This is a genomic window from Paenibacillus sp. KS-LC4, assembly GCF_036894955.1.
In the GTDB taxonomy this organism is placed as follows: domain Bacteria; phylum Bacillota; class Bacilli; order Paenibacillales; family Paenibacillaceae; genus Pristimantibacillus.
Genome location: NZ_CP145905.1, coordinates 4,449,126 through 4,467,590, shown reverse-complemented (window position 1 = coordinate 4,467,590; position 18,465 = coordinate 4,449,126). Strand labels below are relative to the sequence as shown.

Here is an 18,465-nt window from a genome sequence, read left to right as displayed (position 1 = left end):
CAGCCGTTTCACCTTGAAATATAGGAAAGGATAAGACGATTCGATCCCTTCTCTATATTTCTCGGAGTGAAACGCGCTGCGCCGCCAAAGGATGGCGACAGCCGTTTCACCTTGAAATATAGGAAAGGATAAGATGATTCGATCCCTTCTCTATATTTCTCGGAGTGAAACGCGCTGCGCCGCCAAAGGATGGCGACAGCCGTTTCACCTTGAAATATAGGAAAGGATAAGATGATTCGATCCCTTCTCTATATTTCTCGGAATGAAACGCGCTGCGCCGCCAAAGAATGGCGACAGCCGTTTCACCTTGCTATAATACAACTATAATATAAGACTCTATGTGATATGTTCTTCTATATAAGGATTGGGGAAACCATCCTGCCGATTGATAAGGGAGCGAGAAACACCTATAGGAGGATAATGTTTTATGGATACTGAGCAAACTGTAGTAACCGTTGATATATATGGGCATCAATATCGTTTGAAGGGCCATTCCAACTCAGAATATATGCGGCGTATTGCCGGAATGATAGATGATAGCATGAATAAAATTGCCAAAGGTTATCCACAGCTGGATCTGCCAAAAATCGCAGTGCTTGCAGCTGTGCAAATGACCGAGGAAGTTTTTCGCCTGCGACGCGACAATGAGTCGCTGCATGACGCTGAGGCGAAGCGGCTAGTGCTTGCCGAGCAGCTTGAAGAGCTCCAAGGGATGATGACAAGCTTGCGCGAGGAGTACCAGGCTTTGCAGGTAAAGGCGGAAATTGATTTGCAGGAGCTGCAGGAGGTTTTTGAATCAGAGCTGGAGGAGGCGAAAAAGAAGGCCGCCGAGGAACTGATTCATGCGCTCGCACAAGCGGAAAATCAGCTGAAGGATATGCTGGCGGAAGCGGACGAGCGGCTGGCCGCACAGCAGCAGGAAGCATCGGAAGCGCTTGCGCGCCAGCGTGAGGAAGCGTCTGAGACGCTTGCTGCCCAGAAGCTGACACTTGAAGGAGCGCTTGCGCGGGAGCAGGCTAGTGCAGCGGTAAAGCTCGCGGAAGCCGAGGCTGCTGCCGAGGAGCAGGTGGCGCGCGAGCGTGTTGAAGCGGCTGCGAAGCTCGCGGAAGCCGCCGAAAAGCTGATAGAAGCGGAAATCGTCGCGGAAGAGCTGCTGGATCGAGAGCGTGCGGAAGCGGAAGCGAAGCTTGGGGTATTAGAAGCGAAGCTAGCGGAGGCGAAGAGCGCGGCGACGGAGGAGCTTGAGCGGGAGCGTGCGGAAGCAGCCGAAAAGTTGATCGAGGCGGAAATTATCGCCGAGGAGCAGCTGGAGCGCGAGCGCGCCGAAGCGGCGGAGCGGCTCGCGGAAGTGGTTGAAAAGCTGAACGAAGTCGAAGCCTCTGCGCAGGAGCAGCTTTCGAGGGAGCGGGAAGCAGCGGCGGCGAAGCTTGCGAGAGCGCAGAGTGAGGCAGAAGCGATGCTTGCGCATGAACGTGCTGAAGCCGCAGCGAAGCTGAACGAAGCCGAAGCGAAAATTTCCGAGACGACAGCGAAAATAGCGGAAGTTGAGGAAAAGCTGATCGAGGCGGAATTGACCGCAGAGGAGCAGCTTGTTCGGGAGCGCGAGGCAGCCGCCGCGAGGCTGGCGGAAGTGCGAAGCGAAGCGGAAGCAGCACTTGCGGCGGCGTGCGCGGAAGCTGCTGCAAGCTTGGCGGCAGCTGAAGCGGCTGCGCAAGCGAAGCGGGAACGCGAGCAGGCAGAGGCGGAAGCGAAGCTGCTGGAAGCAAAAGCGGAGCTTGCGCGGGAACGTGCGGCTGCGACGGAGCTGTTGACGGAGGCGGAAGCGTCTGCTCAGGAGCAGTTGGAGCGGGAACGTGCCGAAGCAGCTGCTAAGCTGGCGGAAGCCGAGGCCAAAGCCAGCGAAGCAAGAAGCATCGCGGCAAGAGAGGTTGCGCGGGAGCGCGAAGCCGCTGCTGCGAAACTCGCAGAAGCGCAGAGCGTCGCGGAAGAGCTGCTGAAGCGCGAGCGTGAGGAAGCAGCGGACAAGCTTGCAGCAGCAGAAGCAGCAGTGCAAGCTGCTGAGGAGCAACTGGAGCGCGAACGGGCAGTAGCTGAAGCGAAGCTGCTGGAAACAAAAGCGGAAGCGGAAGCGGAGCTTGCACAGGAACGCGCGGCAGCTACGGAGCTGTTGACGGAGGCGGAAGCGTCTGCACAAGCGCAACTGGAGCGCGAACGTTCCCAGGCAATGGCTAGGCTTGCTGAAGTCGAGAAAGCTTTGCAGGAGCAGCTGGAGCATGAGCAGGCTAATGCAGCCTTGAAGCTTGCGGAGGAGAAGAGTGCTGCAGACGAGAGGTTTGCACGCGAACAGGCGGAAGCAGCAGCGAGGGTGGCAGAAGCCGAAGCAGCAGCGCTAGCTCGCGTCGAGCTCGAACGCACCGAAGCGGCTGCAAGGCTAGCGGAACTGGAGGCAGCAGCTCAAGCACAATTGCAACGCGAGCAGGCAACGGCGGCAGAGCTGCTTGAAGAAGCGGAAGCGGTGTTGTCTGCTGAGCGTGCAGCTAAAGCCCAAGCGCTAGAGCTTGCAGCGAATGAGCTAGCTGAGCGTGTCATACAGCTGGAGCAGAGCTGGCAGGCGAAGCATGAGCAGCGTGAAGAGGAATGGAAGCTGGAGCTGTCTAATGCAGCCCAGCAGCAGCAACAGCAGCTTGATGAGCATGAGCAGCGTCTGCTTGCGGAAGCGTCGGCTAATGTTGAGAAGCTGGTTTCCGCACATATGAAAGAGTTAATGGAGCAGGAGCAAGCCTTGAAGGCTGACCTCGCTATGCGATATAAAAATTGGGAAGAAGAACGGGCTAAGCTGCAAGCAGCAGCTGCCGAGCTTCAAGAGAAAGCTGCCAAGGAAAAAGCTGCGCTTGAACAGCGTATTGCCGTTGCAGATGATCACTTATTGCAAGCAATGGAACAGGAAGAAGCATTGCGCTCCTCCCTTGCAGTTCTGGAGCAAGAGCGCCATGAGCGTGAAGCCGAGCTTGGCGAAATTCGTCAGCAGTTGGACGAGCTGCATGTCATAAATGAGCAGCATGCCGAGACGCGTGCGCAGCTAGGCAATCGCTTGAAGGAAGCAGAAGCGCAAATCGCCGAGCAGGCTAAATATTTGGCAATTGAAGCAGCTAAAGCGGATGAGGCTGAATTGCGTGTTATGGCGCTGGAGGAAGAGCTCAGCAAGCTTCAGCAGCTGCAGCAAGATCGTCAAGCCCACTATGAGCAGGCTAGAAGCGAGCAGGAGCAGCATTATCGGGAGCGGCTTGAGGCTCAAGCACGGCTTCATGAAGAATGGAAAAGCAATGCGGAAGAAAAACAGCTGGAGCTGGAAATCCAGCATGAAGAAGAGCGTGAAGCGCTTGAGCTGCGGCTTCGTGAGCAGCAGCAAGCACTTGAGGCAAATAAGCGCGAGGGCGATGCTGCTCAGGCAGAGCTTTCGCTAAAGCTTCGTGAGCAGGAACAAGCACTCGAAGCTAAGCAGCGGGAAAGTGAAGCTGCTCAAGCAGAGCTTGCACAGGAGCATCAGCGGCAGCTTGTTATGCTGGAACAGCAGCGCGATGAGGCTGTAAGCCAGCTCAAGCAGGATTTTGCCGATCAGCTGGAATTGTTGAAGCTTGAACAACTGGAGCAGTCAGAGCAACTGGAACGTGATTGCTCGGAATTAAGGAAGCAGCTTCACGAGAAGCAAGCAGAATTTGCTAGGCTAATAGAGCAGCAGAAGCAGCAGTTTGATGAGCTTTACCGTGAGCAGGAGCTGCGAGCGCAGCAGCAGCGCAAGGATGAACAGGCTGCTTGGCAAAGAAAGCTGGAGGAGCTTCAGGCGAAAGTAGAACAGGCAGAGTTCCATGAGCTGGAGATGGACGAAAGGCTGGGACAACTGGCAAGGCATGAGCAGGAGCTTACAGAGCAGCTTGAATTAATTGCGGCAAGAGAGCGACTTTCGGCTCAGCAGCTCGAGGTTTTACTTCATAAACAGCAGGAACTGGATGTGCAAATAGAGCAAGAGCGCGAGCGCTCCGAGCAATTGACAGATGAAATTAACCGCATGGTTGCTGCTGAGTCTGAGCGGCAAGCTGGGGAGGGGCATTTGAGGGAGCAACTGGAGACAGCTTTGGCGCAAGCCGCTGCGGCAGCCGAGCAGAGCGAGCAAGCTGATCAACGCAGGCAGCAGCTTGAGCTGGAATGGTCGGAGGCCGTTCAATCGACGGAGCTGCTCAGAGCAGAGCATGAGAAGCTTTCTATCGAGCACGGCAAGCTGGCACATGAGTACTCCTTGCTGCAAAACGAATACAATGAATGGATAGAGCTAATCGAGCAAAGCTAGTCTATGACAAAAGAGCCGTTTATTTAGCCCGGTGTGCCGGAACAGCCTAGATAAACGGCTCTTTTTGGCTACCGCGCTGCTTAAGCGCAAAAAAATCCCTTGAAAGCAGCAGCGAGCCATGACCCGTGCTGCTTTCAAGGGATTTTTATTATTAGCGCCTCATCTCATTATCCATAGCTGACCATACTGCCTGTTGGGCCCCCGCGTGGCAGACTTGCGAGCCGCAGCAAATCGGGGGTGACAACTGCCGGGTCCTTGCCCGTGGCATGCATTTCGGTGCGAAGCGTGCCAGGATTGTATAAGTTAATGAGAATGCCATATTCATGCTCTTCATCTGCTAGTGTCCGGGTTAGCGACTCAAGGCCAGCTTTGGCTGCACTGTAGGCGCCATATCCTCCGGCACCGTTCCATGAAAGGCCCGACGTAATATTAATGATTCGTCCATAGCGTTCTTTTCGCATAAAGGGAATGACAGCTCTGGATAAATAAAAGGGGCCTGTCAAATTGGTGGCGACCTGCGTGTGCCAGTTTTCAGAAGTCAGCTCTATGACATGGCCGGACTCCAGCACAGCGGCATTATTGAGCAAAATGTCAATTTTACCCCATTTGTCGACAGCCAGAATAACGGCTTGCTTGATTTGCTGCTCGTCGGTGATATCCGTTGGTATAACAAGCGCTTCCCGTCCGGTTGCTTCCTTTATCGCCTCAAAGGTTTCTTCGAGCTTGTTCAATCGACGGCCAAGCAGAACGACGTCTGCGCCTTCTTTTGCGAACGATAGAGAAGCGGCTCTTCCGAGCCCGCTGCCTGCGCCGCTTACCATTGCCACACGCCCATTTAAAAGGCTCATCGTATCTCTCCCTTCGGCTTTGCAAGAAAAAATCGTAAGCGCTAACTTTTAGCTATCATGACCATCTTATCAAAGGGAGGCGGGAAGCGAAAGTGCGGCAGCTATCAATTTTTCTTTAAGGGCAGCAAAAGAAAAATGATATTTCATGCAAAAGCAACAAAAATCGCCAATGCTCACTTAAAGGTGAGCATTGGCGGCGGGTTGAGGGATTCAAGAAGCCCTCAAACAAAAACAAATCCTTTTATTCAACAATTAGCTTTGCTTGCATTTTTGTATGGCCTGTACCACATGGCACGTTGCATACGATTGTGTATTCGCCAGCTTTCAGCGAAATGGTTTTGGATTTATTGTTTGGAATCGTAATATCGGTCTTGGTAACTTGGATGCCATGGACGCCATCCGTTGATTCAAGCTTAAGGTTAACGGCCTCGCCCTGCTTGATCTTATATTCGGATTGCTCAAATTCCCAGCTCTTTGCTTTGACAACGACTTCGGCTGCACTAGCATCTGTATCTATAACGCCGCCCGTTTCGCTTGCTCCCCCGCTTGTCCCGCATGCGGCAATGATTGCAACAAGGCACATCACGGCAGCAAGAAAAATCCACTTTTTCATCTTGTTTGGCTCCCTTTCTGCATACACGCTTTATGATTCGGTATTTTTTTTTGCATCACTTTTATTGTAACCCAATTTTTCCAAACTGACAGCATCAGAAGGTGACAAATTGTTGAATGGCTTGATGAAAAAGCCCTTGCCCATCACTCAAGGAGCGACAGGAAAGGGCTGACAAGCACGAGGCTTCCGCTATCGACGCACAGCAATTAATACATCATTATTGCATTAATGGTCACTGCTGCGGCGGTTGTGATCGGAGCGTCCGGCTTCATATGGCGTGCTGACGGGAATGAACAGGTCGATAATCCCGATAACGAGCGCAGCCAGAATGGCGCCTAGCCAAGTGACCGTAACGCCGCTGACGATGAATTGGGCGATCCAGATGACGACGGCGCTGGCGATGAAGCCGACGATGCCCCGTCCAAACGGTGTAACCTTTTTGCCAAAAATCGCTTCAATAATCCAGCCCAGCACGGCAATGACGATAGCGAGCATTAAAGCGCTCCAAAAACCGCCTACGCTGAACTGTGGCACAAGCAAGCCCACAAGCATCAACACAAGAGCTGCTACGATGAACCGAACGACATGCCCTAAAAAGCTCATGTACACAACCTCCTTAGATGATTTAAAACCCTTCAGTACGGCCTGTAATAGTCAACTGATTTTGCATGTCAACTAGGCAGGATATTCTGATTCCTTCGTATTGTAGCCAGTTTTCGTCGGAACATGTATGGAAGGTAACGTCATACCCGTGCATCAAAGCGCTTATTCGGCTATAATATAAGGGCGAGAGGAGTGTTACGCTTGGATAGTAAAATATTAACAACACTTGAATTTTATAAAATTATACATAAATTGACTTTGCACGCAGCAACATCGCTCGGCAAAGAGGAAGCGGAGAAGCTTGCCCCAAGCTCTGATTTGGAGATGGTTAAGCTGATGCTGCAGGCGACAGACGAGGCCTATAAGGCAGACCGTCTCAAGGGCAATCCGCCATTTGGCGGCATTACCAACATCAGCAGCTCCCTTCACAGATCGCGTATCGGCGGCACACTGAATCCAATGGAGCTGATGGAAATTGCCTCGACGTCGAGAGGGGCTAGACGGGTAAAGCGGCATTTGGAAAATCTGCATGATGATGATCCGATTCCTTTGCTGCATGAAATGTCTGATCAGCTTAGCGAGCACAAGGAGCTTGAGGACGCGATTTTTGACTGTATTGACGATCAGGGTGAGGTTATGGATAGCGCCAGCGTTCAGCTCGCTTCGATTCGCAAGGAGCTTCGTGGAGGAGAATCGCGCATCCGCGAGAAGCTGGAGCAAATGATTCGTTCATCCTCCGTGCAGAAAATGCTTCAGGATGCCATTATAACGCTGCGCAGCGACCGTTATGTTATTCCAGTGAAGCAGGAATATCGCTCGCATTTTGGAGGCATCGTGCATGACCAGTCCGGCTCGGGCGCTACGCTCTTTATTGAGCCGGAAGCAACGGTTGCCATGAACAATAAGCTGCGTGAGCTGAGAGCGGCAGAGCTGCGCGAAATCGAGAAGATTTTGCAAATGCTGACCGCTAAAGCGGCAGAGCATGTCGAGGATTTGCTGTATAATCAGGAGCTGCTCGGCAAGCTGGATTTTGCTTTTGCCAAGGCGCGTCTTGGGCATGAGATGAAGGCTACGCTGCCGCGCATGAATGATCGAGGCTTTCTGAAAATTAAAAGAGGACGTCACCCGCTCATTGCGGCAGACAAAATCGTTCCCATTGATGTTGAGCTGGGCAATACTTATACAGCTATAATCGTAACGGGACCAAACACAGGCGGTAAAACCGTCTCCCTTAAAACCGTAGGCTTGCTCAGCCTGATGAGCATGTCTGGTTTATTCGTTCCGGTAGAGGACGGCAGCCAGCTTTGTGTGTTTGACGCCATTTATGCCGATATTGGTGATGAGCAGAGCATTGAGCAGAGCCTTAGTACGTTTTCCAGCCATCTGGTTAATATTGTTCGTATTTTGAAAACAATGACGGCGAAAAGCCTTGTCCTGCTCGATGAGCTGGGTGCGGGTACCGACCCAGCAGAAGGCTCGGCACTGGCGATTGCGCTGCTGGAGCATATTCATAGCCTGGGCAGCCGCATTATTGCAACTACCCACTACAGCGAGCTTAAAGCGTATGCTTACAATCGCAAAGGCATTATTAACGCCAGCATGGAATTTGATATTGCCACACTCAGCCCAACCTATCGCTTGCTTGTAGGGGTACCGGGCCGAAGCAATGCCTTTGCAATCGCAGAGCGGCTTGGCTTAAGCAAAACCATTATTGATCATGCGCGCGGCGAAGTCAGCGAAGAGGATCAGCGAGTTGAGAATATGATCGCTTCGCTCGAAGCGGACCGCTTGAATGCTGAAAGCGAACGCCAGACGGCGCAGTCGCTGAGGCAGGATATGGAGAAGCAGCGTGCACGGCATGAGGCGGAGCTGCGCAAGTTTGAGGAACAGCGTGACAAAATGCTTGCGAAGGCCCAGGAGCAAGCGCAAGAGGCCGTTGCCAAAGCGCGTCTGGAGGCCGAGAAGATTATTGCGGAGCTGCGCCAGCTGGCATTGGAGGAAGGCGCTTCAGTCAAGGAGCATAAGCTTATTGACGCTCGCCGCAAGCTGGATGAAGCAGTGCCTGAGCTGCATAAGAAGCAAAATCGACCTTCTAACGCAGGACAACAGAAGGCGGCTCGCAAAATCGAAGCCGGTGACGAGGTTATGGTCTACAGCTTGAATCAGAAGGGGCTTATCATCGAGGTGCATGGGGCGGATGCGACCGTTCAGCTCGGCATAATGAAGATGAAGGTAGCTATTGCCGATATGGAGCTGATCAAGCCAGCTGCCCCGCTTAAGCAGCAGCCTAAGCAAGCAGCTAGTGTGAAACGCTCCAGAGATGAAAATGTGAAAATGGAGCTTGACCTCAGAGGCTCGAATTTAGAGGAAGCACTCATGGAGGTTGATCAATTTCTCGATGAATCCTTCCTCTCGGGCATTGGGCAGGTTTATATTATTCATGGGCATGGCACGGGTGTGCTGCGTTCAGGCATACAGCAATATTTGCGCAAGCACAGCCATGTGAAAAAATACCGCTTGGGCAACTATGGCGAAGGCGGAGCCGGTGTGACGGTTGCTGAGCTTAACTAACTAGGCGGACTGCGGCGCTTATGCCGCAGCTGCCGAAAGATTTTTGCGATTTAGTTAAAGGAGGGTATCGCATGAGCAATGAGGTCGATGTGCTGCTTGGCAATTCCTATTTGGCAATGCTGCTTTATATATCCATTGTGGTTCTCTCGCTTCTCGTTTTTTTATGGGTGTTCGAGCTTGTTACCCGTTACAACTGCTGGAAAGAAATTAAAAACGGCAACGTTGCTGTAGCAATGGCGACGGGCGGGAAAATTTTCGGCATATGCAATATTTTCAGATTTTCGATTGAGGCCAATGATTCTATTTACCAAAGCATGATTTGGGGCGCATTTGGTTTCCTTATTTTGCTGGGCGCTTATTTCTTATTTGAGTTTTTGACGCCGGTATTTCGCATTGATGATGAAATTGCGCGCGACAACCGGGCTGTTGGCTTGATTGCTATGATTATTTCCGTTTCACTTTCGTATGTCATTGGCGGTGCCATTGTGAGCTAGAATGCAGGAGGATCGACATGAAATATTTATGGGGAACATTGCTGGCCTTAGCCATTATTTTTTTTAGCATCGGGGTTTATTACGTAATGAACAATTAAATGGGGGGCAATCAAGGATGGAAGAGCAAGTTGTATGTCCGTGGTGTTTGACGGAAATTGTATGGGATGAAGAAATCGGTCCCGAGAAGCATTGTCCGCATTGTGAAAATGAGCTGGATGGCTATCGAACGCTGCAATTCGGCGTCGATAATGACCGCGATGAGGATGACGAGGAAGAGGAGCCGGAGTGGGAGCAAGAAGACGGCAGCGGTCAGGAGGCTGGCGGTGGCTGGGATGAGTCGGGTGACGGCTTCCGCAGAACGCACCGTGACTGGATTGGAGCGCAAGGCAAGGTGCAGCAAATTATCAATGAGCAGGAGGAAGCGCCGGAATGTCCCTCCTGCCGGGAATATATGCTCGAAGCAGGCAAGATGGCAATAGCAGCAGGCTCTTTCGAGCCAACGCTGCATCCTGCATTGGGACAGCCCTTGCTTCAGGCGCCATTTGAGCTCAAGCTATATGTGTGCCCATCATGCTTCCATACGGCTACACAGCTAAGCGGCATTGACCGAGAAGGAATGCTGAAGGCACTCGCTTCCGAAGAATAAGCTCAAACAGCCGGACAACGCGGTTTTGACCTGATTTGCCGAGGTCACCGCGCTTGCTCCGGTTTTTTTCTACCCTCAGCCTATAAATTCCAGCAGCTTTAGCGGCATGTGCCTGACGCAAGCAGGGAAGCTTATATAGCACCTATACAAATGCAGGGGCAGCAAGTCAGGCGTGAAAGCAAGCTAGCCTATACAGCCGACTGTCGGGGGAAGGGGTACGAAAATGAAACAGAACAAAGGTGAATTCGAAAGGGGTGCTGGAGCTAGTCATGGCACTGGGGCAAAAACACGGATGAAAACGTCGATGCCAATAGGGCCATTTAGCCGCCCAGCCATGATAGGAAGAGCGCCAACGGGCGGAGTATTGGATCGTCAGGCGATATTGCTTCTGGCTGTACAAGCGCTATTCGGCATTGCGCTTGCGCTCTCAGGAACGTTCGTGCCCATCTACTTATGGAAAGCGAGCTCCTCCTATATGCTGGTCGGCTGGTTTACGTTGTGCCAGTATGTAACATGCGGCATTACCTTTTGGCTGGCGGGAAAATGGGTTAAAGAATATAATAAAATGAACAGTCTCCGCACAGGCATCGTGCTGTCGGGGGCTTTTTATTTCACAGTGCTCATGCTCGGCAAGCTGGCGACGAGCTATATTATTCCGCTCGGCCTACTGAATGGCTTGGCGCTGGGGTTGTTTTGGGTCGCATTTGATGTCATTTATTTTGAAATTACCGAGCCGGACAATCGCGACCGCTTTAATGGCTGGTCAGGCTTGCTTGGGTCTGGTGCGGGGATTTTGGCGCCTTGGGTATCGGGCTTGCTTATTACCTCAATGAGCGGCGAGCGCGGCTATCAGATTATATTTACGGCATCGCTCGTCATTCTGGCTATTTCGGTTGTGCTGAGCTTCTGGCTGAAGAAGCGCAAGCAAGGCGGCAGGCGATACAGCTGGACGCATGGCTTTCAGCAGCTTGCCATTCCCGGCAATCCGTGGCGCAGAATGCTGCCAGCTGTCGTCGCTCAAGGCGTACGGGAAGGCGTATTTCTTTTTTTAGTCGGCTTGACCGTTTATATCGCCACGCAAAATGAGGCCAAGCTAGGCAGTTTTACACTCATTACGTCTTTCGTTGCGCTGCTAAGCTTTTGGCTGATCGGCAAGCGTCTGTCCCCGCGCAATCGCAAAAGGGCTATGCTAGTCGGGACGGTCATGAATGGACTGGTCATATTGCCTTTATTCTATGAGGTGAATTTTACGAATTTATTGTTATTCGGTATTGGGACGTCGATTTTTATGCCGCTCTACATTATACCGATGACTTCAAGGGTGTTTGATTTAATTGGAGAATCGCAATCCAGCGGTGGGGAACGCGAAGAATTTATCGTTTTGCGGGAAGCGGGCTTGACGTTTGGACGGGTGCTCGGACTAAGCGGATATTTAATCGTGCTGACGCAAAACCATTCTCCGCTTGCGGTCGTCTGGCTGCTGTTCGTAGTCGGCTCGGTGCCTATTATGGGCTGGTGGATGATGCGTCCATTATTGGAACAAGAGACATAACAAGTGACATAATGATTCATGGAAGCAGGGGATTAACCAATATGCCAAAAATCGTATCAAGCATTATTGATTTAGTAGGCGAGACGCCTGTTGTGAAGCTAAACCGTTTGGCGGAGGAAGGCTGCGGAGACGTCTTCGTGAAGCTGGAGTACTTTAATCCGAGCGGCAGCGTCAAGGATCGGGCAGCAGCCTCCCTTATTCGAGCTGGAGAGCTTAGCGGCCAAATTAAGCCGGGCTCCACCATTATAGAACCGACCAGCGGCAACACGGGCATTGGACTAGCCATGGGGGCGGCGGCTAAAGGCTACAAGCTCATTTTAATTATGCCGGACAATATGTCTCAGGAGCGCATTAAGCTGCTTCGCGCCTATGGCGCGGAAGTGGTATTGACCCCCGCGGCCGAGCGGATGCCTGGTGCGATTGCCAAGGCGCAGGAGCTGGCTCAGCATATTCCCGGCAGCTTTATTCCGAATCAGTTTGAAAATAAAGCGAACCCCGACGCCCATCGCGGGACGACAGCAACGGAGATTTTGCAGCAGATGGAAGGAAGACTTGACGCTTTTGTTGCCTGCTCAGGAACAGGCGGCACCATCACTGGAACGGGTGAGACGCTGAAAGCCGCACTTCCGAATTTGCATATTGCGGTTGTCGAGCCTATGGGTTCACCCGTTTTGTCTGGCGGTGTGCCTGGGCCGCATAAGCTGGTGGGCACAAGCCCCGGCTTCGTGCCGGCTATACTGAATGTTTCCGTCTATGATGAAATTATACAGGCGGCGGATGATGATGCCATCGCTATGATGAAGGCGCTTGCCCGTCAGGAAGGCTTGCTGCTCGGCCCTTCTTCAGGGGCGGCCGTTTGGGCGGCTTTCCAAGTGGCTCGCCGGCTCGGAGCCGGCAGCAGGGTGCTCTGCATCGCGCCTGATACAGGCGAGCGATATCTCAGCATGGAGTTATTTTAAAAGAAGCCTTAATGAATTTTAACTTTAAGGGCGGCTACATTTGCGGTCTTCTGCGTGAGCCTCCAGCTTTTTAAAGCGTGTCTGATTATAGCGCGTCTTTCCTTCACATAATTCAATATGAAGTCTGGCTCGCTCAAATACGTATCATAGCTGCTTTTTCTCGTGTAGTCCTCTCGAATGGCTGGCGTCAGCTTGCTGTACATCTCGCTAACTGTCCGCTCCACCTGTTCCTCCGTAAAAGCTGTTTTCAGCAGCCGGAGCAGGATGGAGCGGTATTTGCGTTTATACGCCGGAATGGCCAGCAGTTTGTCCGTCAACGTATTATAGCCTTCAATCCGCACCAGATCACTTCCACACGGCTTACCGTAGCAATTTCTTCCCCATGTTCCCTCATAATCCCAAGGCATCATTCTGTATTTTCCTGTTTTTGCATGTACATAAAGCGCATAGTTTTGATCGAAGCCATCATAATTTCCCGTTAGCACAGCTCCAGCGAGCCAGAGCAAATATTGATCCACATCAAGCTGCTTTTCCACCCAAGAGCTCCATTGCAGCCGGGTTTTGCGCTTGCTGTTAATGCCTCTAACGAAGCGGCTAAGCCGCAGCTCGGAGGTGGCGAGTCCCGATACAAGCTCATAGCCGTCAAAGAAGGATTCCTTCCTTCGCTCCGTAATAGGATCAATAAGGCTAAAGTTTGCGCTGTCGTTGACCGCATAAATAATGGAGCGGCAGCCAATGCCTCTTTTGCGAAAAAATCTCGGATCAACGGATTCTATTTCTAAATAGACCCCTTGAGGGGTGCCATTAATGACGAGCCAAATATGCCGGGTACGCGGTGACGGCACGCCAATCTGATTAAAGAACTGGAAGGACAGCGCATTGCGAATCATCGAAGGATCATCAAACTCGGCGTTCCAATGCAGCGTCAAGCCAGCTTTTGTTCTAACTTCATAGGATTTTTTGAAATAATTCCTCGTATGGCCGCCGCGAAAGCCGAAAGTGGCTTCTCTCGATTGTCCATTCATATTCAGCTGGACTGGCTGAAACTTATGGCTCCAGGAATCCTCCTGCAGCTCCTGTAAATGATCAGGTTCAATCGTAATTTCACGAATCGGCAGCGTATGGGTTGACATGGGGCTTCCACCTCCTGCGGGCAGATCCGCCTATCGTCCTCAGATAGGCTTTTGCTGATTTACTTTATTCTGCCGCAGGGAGGTTTGCTACTGTCGGAGCAGCGACTCTATGAATCTTTTCTAGTTATATGCTTATACCTCTAATAAATAGTTATTAATCTAGTACCTCTTATATGAGGGATACATATAAATGTATTATAAATCGTCTCCCATGACAGATGAACGGCATCAAGCACTGGAGGGATGCTCGCTACTCAGGCCAAGGTGATAAGAGCAAGCAGGAACAGAATGAATAGCGTTTGAGATTGGATGTAAATCTAGCAGGACAGATTAAACATTTGGAGGGATTTTATTATGAATTATTGCTGCAACTATGTAGGCGGACAACAGGATAGCAACTCGGGCAATATGAACCATCACCATAAAAGCAACCAACACAAAAGCAACCACCACAAAAGCACGAAAGGCAATGGAACTAAAACATTTCTTGAGGGCCTCGTTGGACAATTTGTGAAAATCAACCGTGGCGGTCCAGAATCCCTTCAGGGCACGCTAGTTGCCGTGAAAAATGACTATCTAGTGCTTTGGACAAAGGAAGGCATTGTTTATGTGAGCACGAGCCATGTGAAGAGCATTACGGATTTCCCTAGCGACAAAAGCAAAGGCCGCACGCCTCAATATATTCAGGCTTCCAACTTTGTCGGCGTTATCCGTGCTCTTAACCAAAAATTTGTGCAAATCAACTGGGGCGGCCCGGAGAAAATCGAAGGCTTTATCGCTGAAGTTGGCAGCACATCCTTATTGCTGGTCGTTAACCGTGAAGTTGTTCAAATTCAATTGTTCCACATCAAAACCATTAAGCCGCTCGGACAAAACACTTCCCGTGGAGACCGTTCTGGAGGAAATAATAACCGTACAGGCGGCACAGGCGGATCGAACAACGGAGGGAATAATAACCGCACAGGTGGATCGAACAACGGAGGAGATAAAAATCGTACAGGTGGATCGAACACCGGAGGAAACAAAAACCGCAATAAAAGCGGAAACAAAAACGGAAACCGCTCTGGCAAAAGAAATTAACGTTTTGTGAGGACGGCACAACGCATTAGTTATTAGTGAAATACCGGGTCAGGCACTTGTTGCCGAAGCCCGGTATTCCTTTAAAAAAGTCGGCAGAAAGGAGAGAGATACTGTGAAAAATCGACATCCGCTGCTTGACCAGCAAGTAGAGCTGGATATATCAGGAAAGTCTGCTTCGATTCGTGGCAAGCTGATTGAGTTCGGGCAGGATATTTTAGTGCTGCATACGGGCTTGCAATTTTTCTATGTCCCGCTCATTCATTTGCAGCAGCTTCGTTTGTCCAATGATAAGTATGACCCATTCGAGGTGCCGGAGCTGCCTTTCGAAGCTTACAATGAAACGGTCTCTTATCGCAAAATTTTAATGAATGCCAAAGGGATGTTTTCCGAGCTATACATTACTGGGAATCAATCCATCCATGGCTATGTTACGACAGTTATGAATGATTATTTCGTGTTTTATTCCCCGATTTACCACACGGTGATGGTGTCTTTGCACCATCTAAAATATTTAATTCCCTACAACCCCGATCTCACGCCCTACAGGCTGACGCCTGAGCAGTTTCCATTAAGGCCATCCCCGGTTACTTTGTCTCGAACGTTCGATCAGCAGCTGCGCAAGCTGATTGGTGAATTTGTCGTACTCGATTTAGGCGAAAATTCAAATAAAACGGGCGTCCTTAAAGCGATTGATCAAAGCATGCTTGAGCTGTCCACCGCGAGCGGGGCTTCGGTATTTTTGCATTTTGACCATGTGAAAACCGTTCACCTGCCCTAAAGGTGCGTTCAGTCTTCCTTAAGCTGTATGTTGAAGGTGAAAGTGTCTATTGACCTTGCGAGGAGGAGATAGGCACTTTTGCATGCTTAACGGCGTTGTAAAATAGGGAAAGCACCCGTACATAATTAGTGGGAGACTGATCCATAATACGAAAGGGTTGACAACCTGTAAGCCGAGCGGCGCTATTAGTTTCGCTTGCAAGCATGTATCCAATCAAATAATCGTTCAGAAGGAGGAAATACGATGTTACAGCCAATGACAGCGAAAGAACTCGAGTATATAGTCGATTCAATGTCCAACGAGGATTTGCTGATCAAGCAATGCACAGCCGTTTCTGTCGGGGCGAGCAACCAGCAGCTTCGCCATGTGTGCTCCCAAATGCTGAATACCCATCAGCAGCACTATCAGACGTTGATGCATACGCTTCAGCAGCATCAAAGCATGGCGCCGACCCAGCCCCAGCAGTAAGCACATTCGGCAACCAGACATAAGGAGGAAAAAGAGATGCAACAGCAATACGCGCAATCGTTTTTGCCAGAAGAGGACCTGGCCTACACCGTACTTAGTGATTTGAAACGCGTAACCCGTGAATATGCGACAGGGGCTACCGAGTCTTCCTGTCCATCTATTAGGCAAATGTTTACGAACCTGCTGAACAGCACGCTGAAAATGCAGGGTGAACTGTATCAAGTGATGCAGTCGCAAAACATGTACAACACCGCATCGCCTGTTCTTAGGCAAGAGATCGACAAGCAGATAAAGGAGTATCAGCAAACCCAGCAAAAAACCTCGCAATTTTTGCAGCAGCGTATGGGCAGCCAGTCGCAGGCGATGCATGCGGGATACAGCCATATGGCTCAGCAGCAGCATAACCAGCAAAATTCCCATCAGCCCTACTACATGTAAAGACCCTTCGGGGTCTTTTGTTTTTTTCTTTGCAGGATGCCCGGATTCGTTGTAATATGAAGGTTAATAACTTCAGGTTTGCTGGAAGGAGTATATGATGAACGAATTGCAACTCAAAGTATTGGAGCTGCTCAAGGAAGACGCCAGACGTGATGCCGATCTAATCGCCACTTTGCTAGGTGCTCCCGCTGAGGAAGTAAAGCAGGCAATAGCCGAGCTTGAACATAATCATATTATTGTCAAATACGCGACTATCGTGAACTGGAGCAAGGTGGATGACGAGAAGGTAACAGCGCTGATTGAGGTGCAAATTACACCTGAACGCGGACGCGGCTTCGAAGGCATTGCCGAGCGTATATACTTATATCCGGAAGTGAAATCCGTTTATTTGATGTCCGGGGCCTATGATCTGCTTGTCGAGGTAGAAGGGAAGAACCTGAAGGAGGTCGCCTCCTTCGTATCGAATAAGCTGTCCCCAATCGATGCTGTATTATCGACAAAAACGAACTTTATTTTGAAAAAATATAAACAGGATGGAATTATCTTCGAGGAGCATGAGGGTGACGATCGTTTGATGATTTCGCCGTAAGAGGTGAATGTGATGATTAAAGATGAGGAAGAGCTGGTACGGACGAAGGTGAAGCGTCAAGCGATGGCCGACTATTTGACCCCTTCTGTCCAAAATATTAAGCCATCGGGTATTCGGCGGTTTTTTGATTTGGTTAATACACGCAAAGATGTTATTACTCTTGGCGTTGGCGAACCGGATTTTATTACGCCATGGCATGTTCGTGAAGCGGCGGTTTATTCGCTGGAACGAGGCAAGACGCAGTATACGTCCAATGCGGGGCTTCCTGCCCTGCGCGAAGCGATTGGCCAATATTTAAATGACCAATTCCAAACGCCGTATAATCCGGCAAATGAAATTCTCGTAACCGTTGGCGGCAGTGAAGCGATTGATTTGGCGCTGCGGGCACTCATTGTGCCAGGTGATGAAATTTTAATTCCAGAACCTTGCTATATTTCCTATTCTCCTATAACTGCACTGGGCGGCGGTGTTCCCGTTGGCATTGAGACGTTCGCCAAAGACAAATTCAAGCTTACGGCTGAGTCGCTTCAAGCTGTTATTACGCCGCGCTCCAAGGTGCTTATTTTGTGTTATCCGAGCAATCCGACTGGCGGCATTATGACTTATGAGGATTGGCTCCCGATTGCCAAGGTGGTCGAGGATAATGATCTGATTGTCATCTCAGATGAAATTTATGCCGAGCTTACTTACGGAACAAAGCATTGCAGCTTCTCTGCGATGCCGGGCATGCGGGATCGTACGATTCTCGTCAGCGGCTTCTCGAAGGCATTTGCGATGACGGGCTGGCGGCTTGGCTATGCGTGCGGACATCCTGATCTCATTGCTGCGATGCTGAAAATTCACCAATATACGGTTATGTGTGCTCCGGCAATGGCACAATATGCTGGAGTAGAAGCATTGACTAGAGGCTTGGAAGAGAAGGACCGGATGGTTGATGCTTACAATCAGCGTCGCCGTCTTGTTGTTAAGGGCTTCCGCGATATAGGGCTGGAATGCCATGAGCCGGAAGGAGCGTTTTATGCATTTCCTTCCGTTAAGGCGACGGGACTTACATCCGAGCGATTTGCCGAACGCCTGCTTGAGGAAGGCGGCGTAGCAGCTGTTCCTGGCGATGTGTTTGGCCTCGGTGGCGAGGGACATTTGCGCTGCTCGTATGCAACCTCGGTTTCGAACTTGGCTGAAGCGCTTGATCGCATTGGCGGCTTTGTCCATAAGCTGAAGCAGGGCTAAACGAGAAGTCAGCAGAGCAGTGCTTTAAAGCTTTTTATCTAGAAATTTAGAGCGATAGGCGGTGTTCCAGTTCGAGCTGGAATGCCGCTTTTTTGTGCCGTGCACGGTTAGGCTCCTC

16 protein-coding genes are annotated in these 18,465 nt (G+C 50.8%); 12 read left to right on the top strand and 4 right to left on the bottom strand.

Annotated elements, in window-relative coordinates; genetic code table 11:
• The first annotated feature begins 427 nt into the window (after nucleotides 1-427).
• Nucleotides 428-4,345, top strand: a complete 3,918-nt coding sequence (locus V5J77_RS18830) for a hypothetical protein (protein ID WP_338552355.1) — start codon at nucleotides 428-430, stop codon at nucleotides 4,343-4,345.
• A 167-nt stretch (nucleotides 4,346-4,512) separates the two neighbouring features.
• On the opposite strand, the gene V5J77_RS18825 is transcribed toward V5J77_RS18830, so the two are convergent.
• From V5J77_RS18825 to V5J77_RS18815, 3 genes are all read right to left on the bottom strand, one after another.
• Complete coding sequence (locus V5J77_RS18825) at nucleotides 4,513-5,193, bottom strand: SDR family oxidoreductase (RefSeq protein ID WP_338552354.1); 681 nt, start codon at nucleotides 5,191-5,193, stop codon at nucleotides 4,513-4,515.
• 241 nt (nucleotides 5,194-5,434) lie between these two features.
• The gene (locus V5J77_RS18820; RefSeq protein ID WP_338552353.1) at nucleotides 5,435-5,806 is read right to left on the bottom strand and encodes a cupredoxin domain-containing protein; all 372 of its coding nucleotides are present in this window, start codon (nucleotides 5,804-5,806) and stop codon (nucleotides 5,435-5,437) included.
• A gap of 225 nt (nucleotides 5,807-6,031) precedes the next feature.
• Nucleotides 6,032-6,409 carry a phage holin family protein gene (locus tag V5J77_RS18815; protein WP_338552352.1) on the bottom strand — a complete coding sequence of 126 codons (378 nt, stop codon included), beginning with the start codon at nucleotides 6,407-6,409 and terminating at the stop codon, nucleotides 6,032-6,034.
• 201 nt (nucleotides 6,410-6,610) lie between these two features.
• Here V5J77_RS18815 and V5J77_RS18810 point away from each other — a divergent pair, with 201 nt between their 5' ends.
• From V5J77_RS18810 to cysK, 5 genes are all read left to right on the top strand, one after another.
• On the top strand, nucleotides 6,611-8,980 hold the full coding sequence (locus V5J77_RS18810) for an endonuclease MutS2 (RefSeq protein ID WP_338552350.1): 2,370 nt from the start codon (nucleotides 6,611-6,613) through the stop codon (nucleotides 8,978-8,980).
• 71 nt (nucleotides 8,981-9,051) lie between these two features.
• Complete coding sequence (locus V5J77_RS18805; RefSeq protein WP_338552349.1) at nucleotides 9,052-9,474, top strand: DUF350 domain-containing protein; 423 nt, start codon at nucleotides 9,052-9,054, stop codon at nucleotides 9,472-9,474.
• Between the two features lie 115 nt (nucleotides 9,475-9,589).
• Nucleotides 9,590-10,120 carry a hypothetical protein gene (locus tag V5J77_RS18800; protein ID WP_338552348.1) on the top strand — a complete coding sequence of 177 codons (531 nt, stop codon included), beginning with the start codon at nucleotides 9,590-9,592 and terminating at the stop codon, nucleotides 10,118-10,120.
• 223 nt (nucleotides 10,121-10,343) lie between these two features.
• Nucleotides 10,344-11,672, top strand: coding sequence for an MFS transporter (locus tag V5J77_RS18795; protein WP_338552347.1), 1,329 nt, complete (start codon nucleotides 10,344-10,346; stop codon nucleotides 11,670-11,672).
• 41 nt (nucleotides 11,673-11,713) lie between these two features.
• Nucleotides 11,714-12,631 (top strand): cysteine synthase A, encoded by a 918-nt coding sequence (gene cysK / locus V5J77_RS18790; RefSeq protein WP_338552346.1) that lies wholly within the window; start codon nucleotides 11,714-11,716, stop codon nucleotides 12,629-12,631.
• 8 nt (nucleotides 12,632-12,639) lie between these two features.
• Here cysK and V5J77_RS18785 read toward each other — a convergent pair whose 3' ends face one another.
• On the bottom strand, nucleotides 12,640-13,764 hold the full coding sequence (locus V5J77_RS18785; protein WP_338552344.1) for a CotH kinase family protein: 1,125 nt from the start codon (nucleotides 13,762-13,764) through the stop codon (nucleotides 12,640-12,642).
• Between the two features lie 354 nt (nucleotides 13,765-14,118).
• Here V5J77_RS18785 and V5J77_RS18780 point away from each other — a divergent pair, with 354 nt between their 5' ends.
• From V5J77_RS18780 to V5J77_RS18755, 6 genes are all read left to right on the top strand, one after another.
• Nucleotides 14,119-14,844 carry a hypothetical protein gene (locus tag V5J77_RS18780; RefSeq protein WP_338552342.1) on the top strand — a complete coding sequence of 242 codons (726 nt, stop codon included), beginning with the start codon at nucleotides 14,119-14,121 and terminating at the stop codon, nucleotides 14,842-14,844.
• A 112-nt stretch (nucleotides 14,845-14,956) separates the two neighbouring features.
• Nucleotides 14,957-15,622 carry a DUF2642 domain-containing protein gene (locus tag V5J77_RS18775; RefSeq protein WP_338552341.1) on the top strand — a complete coding sequence of 222 codons (666 nt, stop codon included), beginning with the start codon at nucleotides 14,957-14,959 and terminating at the stop codon, nucleotides 15,620-15,622.
• A 243-nt stretch (nucleotides 15,623-15,865) separates the two neighbouring features.
• Nucleotides 15,866-16,090 (top strand): hypothetical protein, encoded by a 225-nt coding sequence (locus tag V5J77_RS18770; RefSeq protein WP_338552340.1) that lies wholly within the window; start codon nucleotides 15,866-15,868, stop codon nucleotides 16,088-16,090.
• A 36-nt stretch (nucleotides 16,091-16,126) separates the two neighbouring features.
• Nucleotides 16,127-16,528 carry a spore coat protein gene (locus tag V5J77_RS18765; RefSeq protein ID WP_338552339.1) on the top strand — a complete coding sequence of 134 codons (402 nt, stop codon included), beginning with the start codon at nucleotides 16,127-16,129 and terminating at the stop codon, nucleotides 16,526-16,528.
• Between the two features lie 97 nt (nucleotides 16,529-16,625).
• Nucleotides 16,626-17,117 (top strand): Lrp/AsnC family transcriptional regulator, encoded by a 492-nt coding sequence (locus tag V5J77_RS18760; protein WP_338556920.1) that lies wholly within the window; start codon nucleotides 16,626-16,628, stop codon nucleotides 17,115-17,117.
• A 12-nt stretch (nucleotides 17,118-17,129) separates the two neighbouring features.
• Nucleotides 17,130-18,347 (top strand): aminotransferase class I/II-fold pyridoxal phosphate-dependent enzyme, encoded by a 1,218-nt coding sequence (locus V5J77_RS18755; RefSeq protein WP_338552338.1) that lies wholly within the window; start codon nucleotides 17,130-17,132, stop codon nucleotides 18,345-18,347.
• The last annotated feature ends 118 nt before the right edge of the window (nucleotides 18,348-18,465 follow it).